The organism is Chitinophaga niastensis, assembly GCF_003014755.1.
Taxonomy (GTDB): domain Bacteria; phylum Bacteroidota; class Bacteroidia; order Chitinophagales; family Chitinophagaceae; genus Chitinophaga; species Chitinophaga niastensis.
The window spans coordinates 126,339-146,765 of the sequence record NZ_PYAW01000008.1; the positions used below are offsets into that span (position 1 = coordinate 126,339).

At 44.0% G+C, this 20,427-nt stretch carries 16 protein-coding genes; 3 read left to right on the forward strand and 13 right to left on the reverse strand.

All coding sequences use genetic code 11. The annotated features are described in order from the left end of the window. Positions 1-44: 44 nt before the first annotated feature. Both CLV51_RS25985 and CLV51_RS25990 read right to left on the reverse strand, forming a co-directional pair. A complete protein-coding gene (locus CLV51_RS25985) occupies positions 45-824 on the reverse strand; it encodes an acyl-CoA desaturase (protein WP_106531034.1) in 780 nt (259 codons plus the stop codon). Positions 825-935: 111 nt separating this feature from the next. Then, complete coding sequence (locus tag CLV51_RS25990) at positions 936-2,579, reverse strand: ABC transporter substrate-binding protein (RefSeq protein WP_106531035.1); 1,644 nt, start codon at positions 2,577-2,579, stop codon at positions 936-938. Between the two features lie 45 nt (positions 2,580-2,624). Between CLV51_RS25990 and CLV51_RS25995 the strand changes: the two genes are divergently transcribed. Beyond that, on the forward strand, positions 2,625-4,259 hold the full coding sequence (locus CLV51_RS25995) for a M1 family metallopeptidase (RefSeq protein WP_106531036.1): 1,635 nt from the start codon (positions 2,625-2,627) through the stop codon (positions 4,257-4,259). A gap of 99 nt (positions 4,260-4,358) precedes the next feature. On the opposite strand, the gene CLV51_RS26000 is transcribed toward CLV51_RS25995, so the two are convergent. Further along, positions 4,359-5,018, reverse strand: a complete 660-nt coding sequence (locus CLV51_RS26000; RefSeq protein ID WP_106531037.1) for an NADPH-dependent F420 reductase — start codon at positions 5,016-5,018, stop codon at positions 4,359-4,361. A 155-nt stretch (positions 5,019-5,173) separates the two neighbouring features. Next, positions 5,174-5,920 carry a menaquinone biosynthetic enzyme MqnA/MqnD family protein gene (locus CLV51_RS26005; RefSeq protein WP_106531101.1) on the reverse strand — a complete coding sequence of 249 codons (747 nt, stop codon included), beginning with the start codon at positions 5,918-5,920 and terminating at the stop codon, positions 5,174-5,176. Between the two features lie 143 nt (positions 5,921-6,063). Between CLV51_RS26005 and purB the strand changes: the two genes are divergently transcribed. Further along, positions 6,064-7,404, forward strand: coding sequence for an adenylosuccinate lyase (gene purB / locus CLV51_RS26010; protein WP_106531038.1), 1,341 nt, complete (start codon positions 6,064-6,066; stop codon positions 7,402-7,404). Between the two features lie 419 nt (positions 7,405-7,823). On the opposite strand, the gene CLV51_RS26015 is transcribed toward purB, so the two are convergent. Beyond that, entirely contained in the window at positions 7,824-8,174 is a 351-nt protein-coding gene (locus tag CLV51_RS26015) for a YraN family protein (protein ID WP_106531039.1), read from the reverse strand. A 145-nt stretch (positions 8,175-8,319) separates the two neighbouring features. Here CLV51_RS26015 and manA point away from each other — a divergent pair, with 145 nt between their 5' ends. Continuing rightward, on the forward strand, positions 8,320-9,522 hold the full coding sequence (manA, locus tag CLV51_RS26020; protein WP_106531040.1) for a mannose-6-phosphate isomerase, class I: 1,203 nt from the start codon (positions 8,320-8,322) through the stop codon (positions 9,520-9,522). A 77-nt stretch (positions 9,523-9,599) separates the two neighbouring features. Here the strand turns inward: manA and CLV51_RS26025 are convergent, their stop codons facing one another. The 8 genes from CLV51_RS26025 to CLV51_RS26060 all read right to left on the reverse strand — a co-directional run bounded on the left by CLV51_RS26025 (position 9,600) and on the right by CLV51_RS26060 (position 20,427). Then, positions 9,600-10,547: an NADP-dependent oxidoreductase gene (locus CLV51_RS26025; protein WP_106531041.1), complete on the reverse strand. Its 948-nt coding sequence runs from the start codon at positions 10,545-10,547 to the stop codon at positions 9,600-9,602. A gap of 49 nt (positions 10,548-10,596) precedes the next feature. Further along, a complete protein-coding gene (locus tag CLV51_RS26030; RefSeq protein WP_106531042.1) occupies positions 10,597-11,154 on the reverse strand; it encodes a GNAT family N-acetyltransferase in 558 nt (185 codons plus the stop codon). An 11-nt stretch (positions 11,155-11,165) separates the two neighbouring features. Further along, on the reverse strand, positions 11,166-13,769 hold the full coding sequence (locus CLV51_RS26035) for a polynucleotide kinase-phosphatase (RefSeq protein ID WP_106531043.1): 2,604 nt from the start codon (positions 13,767-13,769) through the stop codon (positions 11,166-11,168). Continuing rightward, positions 13,753-14,829: a DNA polymerase beta superfamily protein gene (locus tag CLV51_RS26040; RefSeq protein ID WP_106531044.1), complete on the reverse strand. Its 1,077-nt coding sequence runs from the start codon at positions 14,827-14,829 to the stop codon at positions 13,753-13,755. The genes CLV51_RS26035 and CLV51_RS26040 overlap by 17 nt, the downstream gene beginning before the upstream one ends. Further along, the gene (locus tag CLV51_RS26045) at positions 14,819-15,580 is read right to left on the reverse strand and encodes a nucleotidyltransferase domain-containing protein (RefSeq protein ID WP_106531045.1); all 762 of its coding nucleotides are present in this window, start codon (positions 15,578-15,580) and stop codon (positions 14,819-14,821) included. The genes CLV51_RS26040 and CLV51_RS26045 overlap by 11 nt, the downstream gene beginning before the upstream one ends. Before the next feature lie 3 nt (positions 15,581-15,583). Then, complete coding sequence (locus tag CLV51_RS26050; RefSeq protein ID WP_106531046.1) at positions 15,584-16,960, reverse strand: 3' terminal RNA ribose 2'-O-methyltransferase Hen1; 1,377 nt, start codon at positions 16,958-16,960, stop codon at positions 15,584-15,586. A gap of 286 nt (positions 16,961-17,246) precedes the next feature. Then, positions 17,247-19,676 carry an AsmA family protein gene (locus CLV51_RS26055; protein WP_106531047.1) on the reverse strand — a complete coding sequence of 810 codons (2,430 nt, stop codon included), beginning with the start codon at positions 19,674-19,676 and terminating at the stop codon, positions 17,247-17,249. A gap of 46 nt (positions 19,677-19,722) precedes the next feature. After that, a complete protein-coding gene (locus CLV51_RS26060) occupies positions 19,723-20,427 on the reverse strand; it encodes a hypothetical protein (protein ID WP_106531048.1) in 705 nt (234 codons plus the stop codon).

Below are 20,427 nucleotides of genomic sequence, written 5' to 3' on the forward strand. Positions count from 1 at the left end.
TGAGACATTTTCTATTATTGTAACAGATTGATTGTACTACGTAATTAAGCCGCTTTGGCTTTCTTCAACTGTGCCGGTGTAATCATCGCTGGTTTCAGCTTGATGATACCTACAAAGTTCAACAGTTTCATTACCTGGTAGCTAGGATCCAGTTCGTACCATTTCTTAGCGAAGTTAGGACTGTCTTTAAACTTGTGGTGGTTATTCTGGAACAGCTCACCCATCAAAACGATACCCCATGGAGAAGTATTGCGGGAATGATCACCGTTATCAAAGTTTTTGTAACCATACTTGTGACCGCACCAGTTAACGATAGCACCCTGTACAGGTCCCATCAGGAAATGGATAGGTAATAGTAAATACAGATACCACATACCTGCAGGAACAAATACTACGTAGAAAGCTACATAAGCAGCCATCCAGGAAAAACGGGTAATATTACTATCCCCGAATTTATCCATAGCATCCCATTCCGGTAAAGGCTCAGCGGTGAACTTAGCATCCACTTTGCTGGTGCGGGTAACAAAACCGTTGTAAATACCACGGGTCTGTACCATCATTGCCCATACATCTTTAAAGAAATGTGGAGAATGCGGATCATGTTCAGTGTCGCTAAACTCATGGTGCATGCGGTGCATAACGCCATAAGCTCTTGGAATCAGGTATGATGAACCCTGGAAGAACCAGGTACTGAAGTAAAAGAAACGTTCCCAGAACTTGCTGGTAGTATACATCTGGTGAGATGCATATCTGTGTAAATAGAATGTGTGAAAGAACAATGAAAAGAACCAGTGCACACAAAAGAAAATCAGGATCGCCGTCATTTTCGATACTTTGTAAAGTGACAAATAAACGCCAAAGTTAAACTAATTACACGGATATAAAATCATAAAATGGCGCTTGTTGGTGAAGGAAATGTTAAAAAAATAACAAATTTAATTCTTCTTCACCCTTCGTAACTCCAACAGGTTCATACCGTTACCAAAAAGTCCTGCTACATTAGGCTGCACTAACCGGATCACTTCGTCATAAAAAAGAGGTACTACCGGGGCGTCCGCTATTACCATCCGGTCCATTTGCTGATATAGTTCGTAACGGGTACTATCATTGTTTTCTTCCAGGGCCTTTTCATATAATACATCAAATGCCTTGTTTGCATAACGGGTGTAATTAGGTGGCGCAGGGTTCTTACTATAAAACATAGCGAGATAACTTTCCGCATCCGGATAATCGGCTATCCAGCTACCGCGGAAAAACAGGGCCTGCGATTTAGATGTTTGCTCCAGCAACAGGCTTTTCTGTACTACCTCTACCTGTATGTGAATCCCTACCTCCTGTAATTGATTGGCCACATAGTTTGCCAGGTCCGCATAAATAGGAATAGATAATAGTTTGATGACAGGCAATCCATTTCCTTCGGGATAACCTGCTTCACGAAGCAACTGCCGCGCCATAGCCGGATCGTAGGGATAACCTTTCACTTTTGCCGCATCAAAAGATGGTAAGCCTGCCGGCACAAAACCCGCTGTAGCGGCTGTGCCGATACCATTCCGGAGGTAGGTCATCATTTTCGTACGGTCGATGCCGTAGTTGATGGCCTGCCGTATCTTCCGGAGCCTAACCGGCGATTGTTCCACCAGTGTATTGTTACTATCTGTCAGAAAACCAAGGTACTCTGTATTCAGATAGGGATTTTTTCTCAGCACCATCTTCCCCTCCCATTCTTTTCTCAGTTTTCCTTGTTTCGTTAATACTTCATCTTTAAAGGAAGCATCAATATCGTTCATGAAGTCCAGTTGTCCCTGCCGGAATAACAGGAACTCAGATGCCTTGCTTTCAAGAAAGCTCACCTGTACTGCTTCCAGATAGGGTAAGCGCTGCCCGGTACTATCTTTTTCAAAATAATCCGGATTACGATGCAGCACCAACGCCTGTCCTTCTTCCCAGAAAAAGAAGCGAAAAGGTCCGGTGCCACAGGGATGGTTGCGGAAATCTTTTCCATATCTCTCTACAGCTTCATGTGGTACTACAGAACAATATTGCATGCTGAGAATGCCCATCACAGGATGGAAAGGACGATATAAAGTGAGTTCAAAAGTAGAATCGTTTGGTGCACTGAAACCACTGTCGGCGCTCAACTTACCATTAAAGATCCAGGCACCCGGAGATGCGGTGGCAGGATCCATAATACGACGCAGGCTGTACACCACGTCCTGCGCGGTCATACGCCGGCCTTTGCCACCGGGAAAGATGTCGTTATCATGAAAGTATACATCTGTTCTCAGATCAAAAGTATAGGTACGATGATCGGCAGATACATGCCACTGTTTCGCCAGGGAAGGACGTATCACCAGGTCATTATCCGGTTCCACGAGGGTACTATACAATTGCCTTACCGCCCATATTACCTCCTGACTTTTCGCAAAAGCCGGGTCCAGGCTGGAGACCCCTACCGTACTATTATATCGGAATACTTGCCGCTGCTCCTTTTGCGGGCTCCCGCAGGACCATAACAATAGGCTGATGAGTCCCACAAAACATCCCCGGAGTATAACCGTCTGACAATAACAACTTTTCATTTGGTAGTAAATTAATATCTTTCCGTTTAAAATATACGAATAAATATGCGCGGCATACCAATGCTTTGTATGGCCCTGCTGGCAACCTTTACAGCCGGGGCTCAACAGCACTTTACAAAGGCTGACACGTTGAGAGGAACCATTACCCCTGAACGTGCATGGTGGGATGTAACTACATACGACCTGCATGTGCAGGTCGATCCCAAAGACAGTACTTTCAGCGGGTTTAACACGATTACCTATAAAGTGCTGAAAACAGATAGTACCATGCAGATAGACTTGCAGGCACCTATGGTGATTGACAGCGTAGTACAGGATAAAAAAACACTGTCCGTTACCCATGATGGCAATGCCTGGTTTGTAAAGATGCAGGCACGCCAGGTAAAAGATAAATCCAAAAAGATAACCGTATTCTACAGCGGCAAACCCCGCAGAGCAAAAAATGCACCCTGGGATGGCGGTGTAGTATGGGCTAAAGATGAAAAGGGCCGTCCGTGGATAGCTACTGCCTGTCAGGGTTTAGGAGCCAGCATATGGTGGCCTAACAAGGATCATCAAAGTGATGAACCGGAAGACATGCATATCAGCGTTACCGTTCCTAACGACCTGGTAGATGTTTCCAATGGCCGCTTAAAAAAGAAAATAGAGAACCCGGATGGTACCATTACCTGGTGCTGGTATGTAGATAATCCTATTAACAACTACGACGTAGCACTTAACATCGGTAATTATATAGAAATGAAAGATACCTTTTCCGGTGAAGGCGGTAAGCTGGATCTCGGTTTCTGGGTATTGGATTATAATGAAGATAAGGCACGCGAACATTTCAAAGTAGTGAAGCCTATGTTGAAATGTTTTGAATACTGGTTTGGAAAATATCCATTTTATAAAGACAGCTACAAACTGGTAGAAGCACCTTACCTGGGCATGGAGCATCAGAGCGCCGTGGCATATGGCAACAAGTTCCAGATGGGCTATAGTGGCCGCGATCTTTCGGGCAGCGGCTGGGGATTAAAATGGGACTTCCTGATCATCCATGAAAGTGGCCATGAGTGGTTTGGCAACAGTATTACCAGCAAAGACCTCGCTGATATGTGGATCCATGAATCGTTTACCAACTATTCTGAAACCCTCTTTACAGAGTGTCAGTATGGGCTTAAAGCTGCCAACGCGTATGTACAGGGCATCCGCAAAAATATTAAAAACGACGTACCCATCATTGCACCTTACGGCGTAAATGCAGAAGGCAGCGGGGATATGTATCCCAAAGGCGCCAACATGCTTCACAACATCCGTCAGATTATGGAGAATGATGAAGCCTTCCGGCAAATGTTAAGAGGTCTTAATAAAACCTTCTATCATCAAACGGTTACTGCAAAAGAAATAGAGCAGTATATGAGCCATGCAGTAGGTATGGATCTAAGTAAAATATTTGATCAATATCTCCGCCATACTACTATTCCTACGCTGGAATACCGGTTTAACGGACAACAGCTGCAGTACCGCTGGGTTTCGGATGTAAAGGATTTTAATATGCCTGTAAAAGTAAAATTAAGTGAGAATGGTTTTAAATTAATATACCCGGGAACGTTATGGCATAGTTCCAATATTACGTTGGATAATATTAAGAATTTTGAGGTAGACAAGAATTATTATATCAATGTGAAGCAAGTGAAGTAAGCTTTTAGCAGTTAGCTTTTAGCTTTTAGACAAATGCAGCGAAGACATACATATATCTCCGCTGCATTTGTCTAAAAGCTAAAAGCTAACTGCTAAAAGCTATTTCTTCAGCAACTTAAACGCATGTGCTGTACTATTATTCAGAAAACCGTAAGCTGCCCATAAAATAGAGAGTGGTTCTATACTCCGGCTCATTTCTATCGTTCCCATATCTGCTACATCATGCCAGCCAATCTGGTATAATAAATTAACCACTTCCTTTTTAGCGTCTGCATTATTACCGGCAATAAACATGGTGGGTGCTCCTTCTTTGAGTTCGGGCAGCAACATTCTTTCATGACCAATACAGCTAAGTGCCTTTACCACATTGGCATCTGGCGGTAGCCAGGCCTGAATCTGTTCGCCGGCAGAGTTGTTATGTCCTAAAATGAAGGTCAGGCGACCGTTTTCATCGGGGCCTTTACCATCCAGAGGGTTGGTAACATCCACGACTGTTTTGGTTTTGAAGTTCCAGATGCCCGCTGCTTCAATCGCTTTTTTAGTGCCCACCCAGCTGGTACAGATCAATAGTAACTCACCAAATTCAGCAGCCTGCCTGAAAGTGCCTGCTACGGCTTGTTTACCCTGTTTCTTTACCCATTGCTGCAAAGATTCCTTTGATGGATTACGTGTACCGATAGTAACATGGTGGCCTGTTTGAATGAGCCCCTTTCCAAGCGTAAGCCCGACCGGACCACTACCCAGGATACCGATTTTCATGACCGCAGATTAAATTAAGAGATGATAAACGTGTGAAATATGAAGATACTTAATTTTGGTCTAACCCGCGTAAGGTAGCGGAGCAATTAGCAAACAAGCCATAATATATGCCTGAGGCACATATTATGGCTTGCTAATGATGTTTCGCCTGTTGTTTAATCTTCTTTCAACAGATATCCCAGGAATTTCTGCATTCCCTGGCGCTTTGCCGGTGTGAGCGGATAGCTGATGTTATGGATATAATAAGTGGTAAGATCGTAGAGATCATAAGGATTTTCTGCTACTACAGCAGGAATATTCTGAATACCAATACCCGTAGCGTGGTTAAATTCCTTTATAAATTTGGCCGGCAGCGGCTTATTGCTGATCCAGGCAGCAAATACAAAAGGTAAGCTTGTAAAGCGCGTCCAGTTTTCTGCGAGGTCATATATATACGGAGATACCTTACGTTGTGCTAACGCGCGATCACCGATCACCAGGCCCGCATCGGTGCCTTTGATATTTTGCTGGTAGTCACCGGTAGTGGGTACAAACTCCACATCCAGCTTCCAGTACTCATGCACCAGTACTTTGAGCAGGGCTACAGAAGTACGGCTCTGATAATCCAGGTAAATACGTTTTATCTCGTTTAAGGGTACATCACTATATAAACAAACAGATGCAACAGGTCCTTCCGCACCAATACAATAATCTGCTATGATATGATATTCCTTTAATTTGGGAATAATAGCTACTGGCACCAACGCCACGTCTACCTCTCCATCTATAAGCTGCTGGGCTATTTTAGCCGGATAATCCATCGATAATTCCATCATCTCCATCACCGGATGATTCCTGAATCCATACAATAAAGGCTTCGTATTCAAATAACTTACAGCCGCAACTTTTACTTTCCGTTCCAATTTCAGTAATTTTGAAGCTGCAAAAGTAACTAAATCCCGGTTAACAAGTTCCAAATGAATAATTGTCTCCCTGTAAATCAGGGTTTCAAGCGAACTTGTTACCCATAAACGTGTTAATTGTAATTACTGGAATTTCATACATTATGCAACTACAACCATTAACTGCCATTTCTCCGCTGGACGGGCGCTATCGTAAGCAACTGGACGAGCTGGCCAATTATTTTTCTGAATTTGCGTTGATCCGTTACCGTGTGATGGTAGAGGTGGAATATTTCATCGCGCTCTCTGAGCAAAAGCTGTTTACACTGCCTAAAGCCAAGGTGCCTTCCCTGCGTAAAATTTACCAGGAGTTCACCATTGAGAACGCGCAACTGATCAAGGAAACAGAAAAAATCACTAACCACGATGTGAAGGCAGTGGAATATTTTCTGAAGAATGAACTGAAGAACCTGGGTCTGGACGATAAACTGGAGTGGGTACACTTTGGTCTTACTTCACAGGATGTAAACAATACCGCTACCCCCCTGCTCTGGAAGGATGCGGTAGAACATGTATACATGCCGGCACTGGCAAATTTGATCCTGGAACTGAAAAAGATGGGATTATCCTGGATGAAAGTGCCTATGCTGGCCCGTACCCACGGACAACCTGCTTCGCCTACCATTCTCGGTAAAGAAATACTGGTGTTTGTAGAACGACTGGAAGGCCAGGTGAACCTGCTGGGGCAAATTCCTTTTGCCGCAAAATTCGGCGGAGCTACCGGCAATTTTAATGCACACTATGTATCTTTCCCTAAAATTAACTGGGAGAAATTTGGTGAAAAATTCGTGAATACCACGCTGGGCCTGCAACGTATGAAGTACACAACACAGATTGAGCATTATGATAACATCGCTGCACAGTTTGATGCACTGAAACGTATTAATAACATTTTGCTTGACTTCTGCCGCGATATATGGACTTATATCTCCATGGATTACTTCAAACAAAAGATTAAAAAGAATGAAGTAGGATCTTCCGCGATGCCGCATAAAGTGAATCCGATTGATTTTGAAAATGCAGAAGGTAATCTCGGACTGGCTAACGCGTTGTTTGAGCACCTGAGTGCCAAGCTGCCTATTTCCCGTCTGCAGCGCGATCTCACAGATTCTACCGTGTTGCGTAACTTGGGTGTTCCATTTGGGCACACCTTATTGGCTACTAAATCTATTCAGAAAGGATTAGAGAAGCTGATCCTGAATGAAGCAAAACTGAATGCCGACCTGGAAAACAACTGGGCGGTGATAGCAGAAGCTATTCAAACAGTATTACGTCGTGAAAACTATCCGCAACCATATGAGGCGCTGAAAGAGCTGACCCGGGGCGGAGAACAGATCACGCAGAAAAGTATGCATAAATTTATTGAAGGTCTGAAGATCAGCGCAGCGCTGAAAAAAGAACTGAAAGCTATCACTCCACATAACTACACCGGTTTGTGGTCGTAATAAAAAAAGTAAGGCTCCGTTCCGGTTTAAACCGGAACGGAGCCTTTTTATTTGTATTAAGTTCTATGACTCCCGAAAGCAATTACTTTACGGCGTGAATGCGTTTCATTGGTTAAACAAACGCTCGGTGTATTAATTTTCCTCCCTGCTCTCTGCCTGTTATATGGTATAGCCAGTCAATCATCTCTCCTGAATAATGCAATAAAAACACAGTACATAGATTACCATATGTAATCAGTGTATTAGTTTTTAAGGGAAATGATTTGCTTGAAAACTACCGGAATACCGGAGGTGTATAACAACACAGGGTTAAGTTTCTAAAAGCTGTGCAAAGATATAAAATATGATGCTATTACAGAATAATTATAGGTGTTTTTTTGTTAATAGCTGGTTAATACAAAACAGCTGTCTAAACCCGCTCAGAACACATCTCTCAGGTGCATTAACTCATATTTCTCACCCATAAATGTAATCGCAATAATATCAAATCTGATTGCAATCGGATGCAAGTTATAATGTTCCAGGTAATCAGTTGCTACCTCCTGAATGTGTTCCTGTTTTTTATAATTCACCGCTTCTTCCGGCCAACCGTAACGATTGTTACTGCGGGTTTTTACTTCGATAAAATAAAGTGTTCCTTTTTTTTCGGCGATGATATCTATTTCCTTTCTGCCGGATTTCCAGTTAATATGTAGCAAGGTGCAGTGTTTACTTACATAGTCCTGTGCTATTATTTCGCCACGGCGACCTAAAGAGAGATGGTTAAGCATGTCTTTGTTCTATTGGCTTTAACAAACAAACACCGGAAATATTTTACTTTTCTATTCGTAGCTATTTTACCGGTTAACGCCTATTTTTGCAGACATATAAAATTATCACTTCTCTGCTAATTAACAAGTAAACAGATAACCATATATGAACTTATTCAGACTGGAAGGAAAAGTACAGCACTATGCCTGGGGTGGATATAAATATATTCCTGCACTACTGGGAATAACGACTACGGATCAACCGGCTGCAGAATACTGGATGGGTGCGCACGAGAGCGCTCCTTCCACCATCACTACTGCCAACGGACCTATACCACTTAACCAACTCATTCAACGTGATCCGGCCAACCTGGTAGGTCCTGCTACATGGAAAAAATTTAAAGAGTTGCCTTTTCTCTTTAAGATACTGGATGTGAGAGATATGTTGTCTATACAAGTGCATCCTAATAAAACCGAAGCGGAGAAAGGTTTTGCAAGAGAGAATGCCGAAGGTATTCCTTTAAATGCACCGAACCGTAATTATAAAGATGCCAACCATAAACCGGAAATCATGGTGGCATTGAGCGAATTCTATCTGCTACACGGCTTTTTGCCGCATGAGCAATTACATCATGTGCTGGACAGCATTCCGGAGTTTACCTCACTGGTAGGCATATACGAAAAGGAAGGATATTTTGGTTTGTATAAAAGCGTGATGGAAATGCCGCAATCGCTGGTGAATATTATTCTTCGTCCGCTGACAGACCGCATGATACCGCTTTATAAGGCCAACAAGCTGGCTAAGACTGATCCCGGCTTCTGGGCCGCCCGCGCGGTGTTGAATGATCCGGCCAGCATTGATAAAATAGATCGTGGCATTTTCTCTATCTACTTCTTTAATATTATGCAGGTACAACCCGGTGATGCCGTATTCCAGGATGCCGGCGTTCCGCATGCCTACCTGGAAGGACAGAACGTGGAACTGATGGCTAATTCAGATAATGTACTGCGTGGTGGTCTTACGCCCAAACATGTAGATGTGCCTGAACTACTGAAACACACCCGCTTTGAAGGTGTTGAACCACATATCATTAAAGGTGATGTGAGTACAGATGGACTGGAAAGAATTTATCCTTCTCCCGCACCTGATTTTGAAGTGAGTAAGATAGATATATCTGCAGGACAGGTATACACCCATACCGCTGCTGCTGCTGAAATCCTGATTGTAATCAATGGTACTGCCACTATCATAGGAGATGATACCCTTGCTTTAACGAAAGGGCAATGTGTGCTGACAGTATACGGTGCTTCTTATCAAATCAGCACTGATAGCAGCGTTGAACTGTTTAAAGCCACTGCTAATATTTAAGGTTTTATTATTAACAGATGTAGATATTTTGTTTCAGTAAAGGAGATATCACTGAAACAAAATATCTACATTAATTATTACATTATAATAACTGTTTTTCCCTTTCCTTGTGCTTGCCGGCTCAGTGCTATTGCAGCAGGTACGTCTTCCAGTTTAATTTTATTCTCAACAGGAATCGTTAATCCGCCGCGATCAATTACCAGCGATAAAGTGTTCAGAGAAGCAGCGCTTCCTTGTGTTTCAAAGTTGCCGCCGCGGATATTTTTTGCTTTCAGTGCCTCTTCATCTGCCACAAAAACAGTGGTGAGAGCGGCACCTCCAGGCTTAATTAAATCGAGATTTGCTTTGAATCCTTCCCCATCACTTACCAGGTCTATTAATCCATCCACACCACCGGGAAACTGTGCCTTCACCTGATCGTATAACGGCGCTTGTTTATAATTAATAGTAACCGCCGCGCCTAATTTTCGCATGCGTTCTGCAGCATCTTCATCCGGCACAGTGGCTATTACCCGTAAACCTTGTGCAGCGGCCAGTTGTGTGGCAAATGATCCTACTCCACCAGTAGCCCCGTTGATGAGGACTGTATCACCTTCCTGCAAATCCAGCTTGTCCAACAGTTGTTGTGCTGTCATGCCGGCGGTAGGTACTGCGGCGGCTTCGGCGGCACTAAGGCTTACCGGTGCATGTGTGATGCCTGACTTCTCCGGTACGATAACATATTCTGCGTAAGAGCCTTCTCCAATAGGCGCATGAATAAATTGTCCATAAACCCTGTCTCCTTTCTTAAACCGTGTAACCCCTTCTCCTACTTCTTCTATAGTACCGGCGCCATCTACGCCCATAATCAGCGGAAACTGGTGCGGCATTTTTCCGTCCAGAATACCATCAATCATTTTCCAGTCGAATGGATTCAAGCCGGCGGCGGCTACTTTTACCAGTACTGTACCCGCCCTCACTGCAGGTTTGGGAAGATCCATTACAACAGGAATGTCTTTGAATTTAGATACGGCTACGGCTTTCATAATTATAATTTTTTATGTAGAAAGATGATGATGCAGTTACCTTGGCAAATTAACGCCAATCCCAGGCCACTACTTGCCATTCTTTATCATTATGATCTGTATAAACATGGATAACTTCAAAGCCCACCCGATCATGTGCTGCCTGCGAGCGCAGATTAGCGGCGGCAATTTCTGTAACGAGACAATCATATTCGCCCGAAAACAAGGCACGGTGATGCTCGTATAACATATCAAACACGCCCTTCCCGCGATGTCCGTCCTTTACACATATCTGCCCCATAAAATAATATTTCAACGCAGACATCTTTGTTCCGTTGATCTCCAATGTTTGCGTCAGTTCCGCCAATGGGTGCATCAGCTCAATGTCCTGGCACGCTTCCCTGGTAATAGCCAGCGCGTAGCCTATCATTTCGTCATCTACCCTGCTAATGGGCTGGGGCATATCCTGCATCATACGCAGCAATACCGGTTCGCTATACTCGAATGTAAGAAATCCCTGCGAAGCAGCGGTGAATACATCGATGTGCTGAACCAGATTACTGCGCTGCAGTGCAAGCAGCTCATCGATTTCAGCCAATTGTAAGATTGTTGGGTTACTGTTAGACATGCATAGTTTTTTTAAAGTCGTGGGTCCACAGGTTCACTCTCTAACGCTAAAATACCAAATACACACTGATGTACCAGCTGTAATGGATCTTTATTTACAAATCTTTCTAATCCTTCCAGTCCTAATGCAAATTCACGCAGTGCCAAAGAGCGTTTAGCTGTTAACTTACGGCTACGTAAACGTTCCAGATTTTCCGGGGCATCATATTCCGGTCCATAAATGATCCGCAGGTATTCTTTACCACGGATCTTTATTGCCGGCTGGATCAACCCTTTTTCATCTTTGTTCAGGAACGTATACGGTTTTATTACCATCCCTTCTCCACCGGCAGCTGTTAAGGCTTCCCACCAGCTGATGGCTGCATTTTCACTGTCCATATCGCCGAGGTCTACCAAACGGTAAGAAGTGGCACGAAAGAGCTGTGTATCACCTGCACAAATATTTTTTATGGCAGACATATGCCATTCGTGGTCTTTATCGAAATAAGTCTTGCCTTCTGTAGCCATAATATGGAAAGGCGCCAGCTTGTAATCTTCCAACGAGTTCACCGGCCAACAGTATTGCCTGTAGGCGGTAACGTAATCCTTGGCTTGCGCTAAACGCTGACTATATCTATCCAATAAAGCCTGTGCAGGTACATTTTGCTGTATCGCCCGCTGCAAAGCTGCTACCACAACAGGCAACGCCTGTGTAGCAGCCGTACCTGTTGCCGCATACTGCGTTTGGAGCAACGTTTGTGCCTTGGCACTCCATGGCATCAGTTCTGTATCCAGGCATACCCAATCAGTGTTAAAGGTTTCATAGAAGCCAGTACTGATAAGGGCCGTATTGATACGTGTTATAAAATCCTGTTCTGTTTCCTTGTCTGTGAAAAAGCTTCTGCCTGTTCTCGTATATACTACACCGTTACCTTCACCGGCAATACCAAAACGCTGTTGTGCTACGATCTCATCTCTGCAAACTACTACTACAGCGCGCGATCCCATGTGTTTTTCTTCGCAGACCACTTTCCGGATACCAGCCTCTTTAAAGTATTGTAGTCCCTGTGCCGGGTGTTCCAGCAGCCCCGGCTCTTTGCTCGTTTCTGCAGGTGACATGGTGGGCGGCAAATAGATCAGCCATTTAGGATTGATGGCAAATCGGCTCATCACTTCCAATGCAGCAATATTGTTTTCCTCACGGATCGTAATGTTATGACTAAAACGGGTATGCAGTATTTTGCGCCCGGTAAAATCCTCAATATCCAGTACATCATCATATTGTTGTTGAATACTCAGTGCGCTGCCTGCATTATAACCAATAGGACGTGCAGGTACAGCGTACTGTTCCAGTGCCGGTACAGATACCAGTTCTTTCTCCGGATAGCGCAGGGCAGTGAGTGTGGCACCAAATACACAACCGGTGTCAATATCTATAGTATGATTCAGCCACTGTGGCTCAGGTACAGGCGTATGCCCATATACTACCATCGCCCTTCCTTTATATTCCATGGCCCAGTTATATCTCACAGGCAAACCAAATTCATCGGTTTCTCCGGTGGTTTCACCGTACATGCAAAATTCTCTTACTGCGCCGGAACCACGGCCCTGCATGCTTTCTTTCAGGCCTGCATGCGCTACTACCAGCTTTCCATCATCTAACACATAATGACTGACAAGGCCATCGATAAAGGATTTCACGGCATCAATAAACTCAGGTGATTCGCCGGCCAGCTGCATAGCTGTTTGTTCCAGTCCATGTTTGAGCTGCACATTTTTACCGTTTAAATAACGCAGGAGTTTTGCATCATGATTACCAGGTACACACAAAGCAAATCCGTTATTGACCATATGCATCACCAAACGCAGTACCTCCGGGGATTTGGGGCCGCGGTCTACCAGGTCGCCTACAAAAACAGGCTTACGAAACCGCGTATAGCCGTCGGCGGTAGTAGTGAGCGGTGCGCTGATAAACTGCGCGTTTTCTTTATCTATCTTGTAACCGAGCGTATCCAGCAGTGTACAAAGTTCATCATAGCAGCCATGTACATCGCCGATAATATCAAATGGACCGTGTTCGTCTTTTTTATTATTATATAAAGGATTACGGGTAATGGTTTCCAGCTGAGCAACCTCTTCTTCTGTGCGCAGTTCAAAACTATGCCGGAAGCCTTCCTCTCTGAGGTAGCGGATACTACGCTTCAGCTGACTGATCTGCTGTGGTATTACATGTCCGCCAAAGTTACGGTCGCTGCGTAAAGCATTGCGCTCCTGGCATAGCTGCTCCGGCATATTCAATACAATGGCTACCGGCAGCACATGATATTCCCTGGCCAGTTTAACCCATTCCTTGCGGGATTCCGGTTGCACATTGGTGGCATCAATTACCGTCAACAACCCGAGCTTCAAACGTTTAGCGGCTATAAACCTCACGAGCTCAAAGGCGTCAGCCGAAACCGTTTGATTGTTTTCATCATCGCTGATCAATCCTCGGCAGACATCTGAAGAAATTACTTCTGTGGGTTTAAAAAATTTACGCGCAAAGGTAGATTTACCCGCACCGGATGGGCCGATTAATAATACCAGTGATAATTCTGGTATAGAGATATGTGATAATTTATTATTTCTTCGGGACATAATATTCCTCTCTTATTCTTATTAACAGTGCTGCAGCCAGCTGTGGGTCCGGATGTTCCGGCAGATCTGATTTTGCATACAGCTGTTCCATGTTATGTAATTTTTGGGTAGCCATTTCCAGCAACGCATCATAGGTAAATTCACCATTACGAATACGTAGCAGAAAATCGCGGTCGTGACGATATACACGTACTTCTTTATGCAAGGCTATTTCTTCGGCCATGTTAAGCAACCGGAAAGTATGCATCATATGTTTGCTATCGTAATCTGCACCCAGTTCCTTATTGTGCTGATAGCGTGCATCATTGCGGAGTGTAACCCATTGCCAGTAGGCGGCAAAGTCTTTACAATAAACAGTATAGCCGTCTTTGTTGAACTGCATGATCACTAATGGATCAACGCCTTTAGGTATGGTACTCAGTTGCACATCATTGGCATTCTCACCGGAGAAAATACCTTTAAAAGTCGCGACTGTACTGAATTGTACAGGATGATACAACGCATATACGTCCCGGAAGTGGTCGATACCTGCGAGTCCGCAGTCCTGCTGTTTCAAGTTGTTTTCGTGTAACCACGCTGCTAAAGGAATACTTCTGCCACCGGCTACTACGTAGCAAAATTCAGACACATCCTTCCTGGTAGCGGGATACGACTGATTAATTTTCTTATTCAGTCCACGTGCTTTTTTAATCTGCGTTTTGGCATAACCTGCGAAAGTATCCAGGCATAACCGCGATAAAAAGTCCTGCGGACGAATCAGGTCCATCAGGGGATGACGCTGTAATTGGCTACCAGCACCTGTGCTAAGCAATTCGAGCATATTGGGATTGTTTTTTTCCAACAATTCCAGGAAACGTTTAATCTCAAAATACACTTCATCGTTGGTAGCGTTAGATACCTGGTCGGTGTACGTCATACCGTACAACTCGCGCTGAGGCAATATGAATACACCTTTTATATCCGTATCCGATGTAGGTACCTGCAGGTTATAAGCCTTGCTGCCACTGATACATTCGAGCAGGATACAATTACGTTGTTGTTGTAACGCCTCAAAAGTCATGACGAATATATTTTCTGAAAAGCGTGTCCAGCTCCACAGTATCGTTTCTCAATTGTGGCAGATCATCCACCTGCTGTTTACAGGCTTCCAGCGTATAGGCGATCCAGTTATGCAATACGGGCACCGTTGCCAGCAACGTTTTTTCATCTGCACCTACCTTAACTTGCAACAGCTGATCTATAGCCATCTGCAGCGCATCATCTGTAACCAATGTACGTAGTGTGCTAAATTCCATTGGTGGCACACCTTTACCGGCCAATATCCATTGACAGGCCAGCATGGGGCGCAATACATAGAAATATTTTTTTAGCTTCACTTCTTCACCCTGTAACTCGTTACTAAAGGTGTTGAAAGCCATGGATAAGTAATGATGACAACCCGACCGGGGTGAAAAATACTTATCCGATAGTCCATTCAGTACCTGTTTGAAATCGCTTACTTCCTGGTAAATAATGGGCGACTGTAGCCACTCATACAATGGTGCATTAGATTTCAGGAATAGTTGTAAGCCTTTACGGATATCCCATCCACTGATATCCAGCACCTCGTTCACCTGCAATTCTATTACATCACGCTGCTCTATAATACTCAGATAACTATCTATTTTGCGGGTATAAATAAAACGCACATCGTAGTCGCTGTCAGGCGAGGCAAAGCCCCAGGCACGGCTACCCGACTCACAGGCATACAATATTTTTACCTGGTGTGATTGCTCCAGTTCCTTTATTTTTTCCTGAATAATTGTTTTCATAAACTATCTTTTAAACAAGGCCAGTTGGCTGGGGCCTCCTACTACTTCATCTGTTTCTCCTAATGGCTGATAAGAAACTGAATAGCCAAATTGTTGGGCTACACGGTTTCCCCAGGTTTCAAACTCAGTACGGGTCCATTCAAAACGGTGATCACTATGCCGGAAGGCGCCGCTGCTCAGCTTTTCGAACTTTACGTTGTATTCTGCATTCACAGTGGTGATGACCACCAATTGCGGGCGGGCGTATTCAAACACTACTTTTTCCAGGGCTGCCAGTCGTGGTTCATCGAGGTGTTCTATCACTTCTACCAATACACCTGCATCAAAACCTGATAAACGTTTATCCTTATACGTTAGTGAGCCCTGTATAAGCTGCAAACGTGCTTTTTGTATTTCCGGCAGGCGGTCTATTTTTAGCTTATCCTGCGCAATTTCCAGCGAATGATAGCTCACATCTAATCCCAGTATACGTTTGAAGGATGCTTTTTCCATCAGTAAGCGGAGCAGTTTACCTTCGCCGCAGCCCATGTCGGCTACGGAGCTAACGTTGTGTTGCAGGAGTATATCCCTTACCGTTAGTAAGCGTAGGTCATGCAGCCGCAATTTATCCTTATCCTTCGGTGCTTTTTCTTCCTGTGATACTACTTCGTCTTTCATGATCACCTCGAGCGCCTGTCGTGCCAGCGGCGCAATATTTTTAAGGTAGCGACGGGTGATCAATTCTTTGACAGGATGCGTATCCAGCCAGCCATTGCCTTTTTCCATGAGTTTTTCTATTTCATGGCCGCCTACAAAGTAATGTTTATCGTTATCACAAACAGGAATGAGCACATACAACTGGCATAACACCGTTTTAAGCGGTAATGTATGTCGCAGTGTAACATTAAAGTACCGGCTCTTTCCCCACTCCGGAAATTGGTCATCCAGTTGATGTGACTGAACTGTAACTTTATAGCCTAATGGCTCAAAAATCTGTCGCAGTATAGGTTCACCGCCTTTCACCGGCAATACCGACAAACCAATTTCAAAAGGAATAGCCTCGTCCACCAGGTGGGGCTTGTCTTTACAGCGTCCATTCATAGCCGTTGCGTATGCCTGCGCAATTGCATTACTCATAAATGAGGAGGCCACATAAGGGCGGTCATTTACATACTGTTCAAGGGCAAATCCACTGCTGCCAGGGGTACTGCGGCGTACCAAGCCTACGGGGTCCAGGTCCAGCAGCAACGCAGCCGTGCATTTATCGTCCGTAGCTTCCGGATAAAAAACATGTACACTACCGGCAGTCAATGCAACAGTCTGGACTTTAGCGGGGTGTTTGTGCAGTAAATAGCCAAGGTCAGTGGCGGGGTAACGTGTAGTCGTAATTGTTAGTAACATCGGTTAATCTTCATTTCTTCACAGAAACTCTCTTTTTTAAATTTATCATCCGAAGATATTATTATTTTGTATATGCCCCAAGTTCCAGGCTTATAAAATTTTGTCTTTCTCCCGATTAGGTTGATTATACTGATTACCTCGATTATTTTTTAGGATTTAAAAAGATTAGCGAAGATAAGAGCGATATACCCGTTCTCATCTTCGCTAATCTTTTTAAAAAAATCAAAATCAGAAAAAAATAATCGGGGTAATCAGTATAATCAACCTAATCGGGAGAAAGACAAAATCACTCTTCAGATTTTCCTTTCCCTAATTTAATCTTCACTTTACCATCTTTCTCCGAAACAGCACGCAGGTGCAATACAATGCCTTTATTGCTACGTTTGCGTCTTTCTTCTTTATCTGTAATGGCAGAATCTTTGGCAGGATTACGTAGTGGTACGTCCAGGTTGATGTTGGTACTGGTGTTAATACCATATACCCCGTTTACGTCGATGTTAATAGCGCTCGAAGCAATGCGCATCTGCGGAATAATAATTTTATTTCCTTCTACCTGTAAGGTGTTGGAGAGATTCTCAAAAGTAATACTATCTAATCTCCGCCGGCGAAAGGCGATGTTCCCGATATCAGCCAGCGGGCCAAAATTCAGCAACTCCCCCTTCTTTATGTTAAAGCTTACTGTACCAAATAAAGCGTTTTTTGCCAGGGTACCATTATCCAGTATATTTCCTTTGATGCTTGCCTTGGCCGACACGTTCCCCCGCAGATTTTCTGACTTCAGGGAAGAGAGCCCGAAATTATCAAAGGCATAAAATAGTTGATTGATCTGTACATTATTGATAGTTGTGTTCAGCTGAAAAGTATTATTATTTCCCTGCTGATGCACACTCCCGGCCAGCTGCATGCTGCCGCCGGCATGTTGTAACGTAATCTGATTTAATAGTATATCCGTTTTCGTTAGTGCAAGCGCAGCTTTTACTCCCTGCGCAATAAAATGCTGATAAATCACTTTATCCAGCTGTACCTGCATCTTTACATTGCTGTTTTCCAATACTACATCCAATTGTCTGGATACGCGCGTCATCTTCGCTTTTTGTTGGCTGGGAGATAGTTTCGCTTTTTGACGTGACGTCAGGAAACTCTTAAATTCATTGAGGTCTACCAACGGACTGCGAATAGTCCAATTCAATTCTATTTTATCCGGTGTGGTAAAATAAAAGTTCAGCAGATTTTTTACGATGCCATCCATCTGCAAACTACTTTTATCTGTTTGAATATGTATATCATCCAGCACCAGATCCTGACCGGTGAAACGCAACGTGGCATTGGCATTATGAAAAGATAGGTTACGCGGTATGTAAGTAAAGGCGCCTTTCTGTACCTGCACATTCCCTTGCAGAGAAGAAGCCGTGTTATCGTCTTTTAACACTGGTCCTGTGTAATATAGATCCGCATTAGCGTTGCCGTCTTTAAACAATATCGGGCCGGTTTGCGACGCATTATTCAGATTGGTTAAAGCGAACTGCGAACGAAAATGCCCATGTAACAATGGCTGTTTCAGATTCACCACCCGGATGGCATCCGCCTTCAGTGGAATGCCACCTAGTGTAGCACCCAGCTGAAAAATATTGACAGCAGAATTTTCATCATTATGCCCCTGCCCTGCTATTACCTCATTATTAAATCTTCCGGTAAAATGACAGTTGGTCCACTCTCCCATGGTACTTACCAGTACATTATTGGTAGTTTTCCATGTAATCAATACGCGGGGCGTATCGCGGTATTTCATATGCCCTTCCAGGTCAGCTTCTGCATCCAGCGGCTTTCTTAGTGCAATGTTGCTTAATTTGGTATTGATATTAGGCGATAACCAGGAAGCAGCATCCTGCAGCAACACCTGGTTGGCATTGATCTTCAGCCGAAATGCCGGCGGTTTTTCTCCGAAGGTAAATTGCCCGCCTATCAAAATCGGGTGATGATCTATCCTGATTTCCTGCTGTGGTATTTGCAGGATCTTTGTACGCTTGTTAAAGTATAAGGATAGATTCAATTGCAGTTCTTTATCTTTCAGATAACTGCCTTTGTTGGTATTAAATGCAAAATCTTTCGCCAGTATATCCGACAACATAATAAACTGCATACTGCTGTCATTGTTATTCAGCCTGCCATCCAGCCGTTTAACATCCAGGTGAAATAGTTTGAGTTTCTGTTTATTGTCTATTACAAAACTGATATTCTCGAGCATCAGTCGCTTGATATTAGCATCTTTTGTATTGCCGTTTTTTTCTCCGGAAGATTTGGCCTGCAACACATAGGTATTGGAATAGCCCGTTGTATCGGTATACAGATAAATGGTTCCGTTCTGCAGGCTAATATCAGTGATGTCTATATGCTTGCGTAACAGGGATAACGTGTTCACCCGTACGAAAATATAGTCTACGTCCAGCAATGCATGATGGTGTTGTTGCCAGAGGCTATCCTGCAATACTACTTTTTTTAATCCGATGGATACATTGGGAAAACTCTTTAGCAGCGAGGGTTCCATGTCTGCAATGGTAATATTACCATTGAGGCGCCCATTCATTTGCGAAGTGATTTGCTTTAAAAAAGCGGCTTTGTTGGCATGTATATACCAGGTCATACCAAGGAATAACAATACAATGAGTCCGACGAATATACCTCCGGTAATAAGCGTGATCCTGAGCCATTTTCGCATATGGTAAAGGTTTATCTGGTATTAACAGGTTAAACGGGTAAACAGTTCACCAACCCATAAAAACCATGCCTACCCCACAAAGCGTAACTGCTGCGCCACTGATTGCCGGCATATAACGTTCTGTGGTAACAGGTTTCAGCATAGAAAAACCATAATAGCCCAGGACCACCATCACTATCATAGTGATGATAGTAAAGATGGTAAAAGTGACCACCAGCGTAATGATACCGGTTACCGACTGCTGCGCAGCAGGATAAAATAACAGTGGTAGTAATGGCTCCGAAGGCCCCATTACAAATATGACAAACAATATCCACGGTGTTACGCGAATGCGCTGCTGTGGCGCCACATACGCTTCATTATGCCGATGCTTGTAAACATACATATCGCCATCTTCATACACATCAAAATGTTTATGCGGCCTGTTGGCGATAGCCTTGTACATTCCCCATATGAGGTAAAAAAGCCCCAGTGTCAGTAATGCCCAGCCCGCAATACCACCACGTACTTCCGTAATGGCCGTAAAGCGCGACAGCTGCCAGCCCAACACTACGCCTATCATGCCAATCACCAGGGAACTGAGTACATGCCCCAGGCCACAGAGTGCCGTCCAGCCAATAGTTTTAGCCACCGGCCATTTGCGGGTGCGTGAAAAAACAATAAAGGGAACATAATGATCCGGCCCTGATGCGGTATGCAGACAGCTGATAGTGATAGCCGTTAGCAATAAGCTGTTATTGATGAGCGACAT

Coding starts and splice junctions, on each gene's coding strand:
- CLV51_RS25985 (WP_106531034.1), bottom strand. CDS start 824: ATGACGGCGATCCTGATTTTCTTTTGTGTGCACTGGTTCTTTTCATTG.
- CLV51_RS25990 (WP_106531035.1), bottom strand. CDS start 2,579: ATGAAAAGTTGTTATTGTCAGACGGTTATACTCCGGGGATGTTTTGTG.
- CLV51_RS25995 (WP_106531036.1), top strand. CDS start 2,625: ATGCGCGGCATACCAATGCTTTGTATGGCCCTGCTGGCAACCTTTACA.
- CLV51_RS26000 (WP_106531037.1), bottom strand. CDS start 5,018: ATGAAAATCGGTATCCTGGGTAGTGGTCCGGTCGGGCTTACGCTTGGA.
- purB (WP_106531038.1), top strand. CDS start 6,064: ATGCAACTACAACCATTAACTGCCATTTCTCCGCTGGACGGGCGCTAT.
- CLV51_RS26015 (WP_106531039.1), bottom strand. CDS start 8,174: ATGCTTAACCATCTCTCTTTAGGTCGCCGTGGCGAAATAATAGCACAG.
- manA (WP_106531040.1), top strand. CDS start 8,320: ATGAACTTATTCAGACTGGAAGGAAAAGTACAGCACTATGCCTGGGGT.
- CLV51_RS26025 (WP_106531041.1), bottom strand. CDS start 10,547: ATGAAAGCCGTAGCCGTATCTAAATTCAAAGACATTCCTGTTGTAATG.
- CLV51_RS26030 (WP_106531042.1), bottom strand. CDS start 11,154: ATGTCTAACAGTAACCCAACAATCTTACAATTGGCTGAAATCGATGAG.
- CLV51_RS26035 (WP_106531043.1), bottom strand. CDS start 13,769: ATGTCCCGAAGAAATAATAAATTATCACATATCTCTATACCAGAATTA.
- CLV51_RS26040 (WP_106531044.1), bottom strand. CDS start 14,829: ATGACTTTTGAGGCGTTACAACAACAACGTAATTGTATCCTGCTCGAA.
- CLV51_RS26045 (WP_106531045.1), bottom strand. CDS start 15,580: ATGAAAACAATTATTCAGGAAAAAATAAAGGAACTGGAGCAATCACAC.
- CLV51_RS26050 (WP_106531046.1), bottom strand. CDS start 16,960: ATGTTACTAACAATTACGACTACACGTTACCCCGCCACTGACCTTGGC.
- CLV51_RS26055 (WP_106531047.1), bottom strand. CDS start 19,676: ATGCGAAAATGGCTCAGGATCACGCTTATTACCGGAGGTATATTCGTC.
- CLV51_RS26060 (WP_106531048.1), bottom strand. CDS start 20,427: ATGTCGCTCATCAATAACAGCTTATTGCTAACGGCTATCACTATCAGC.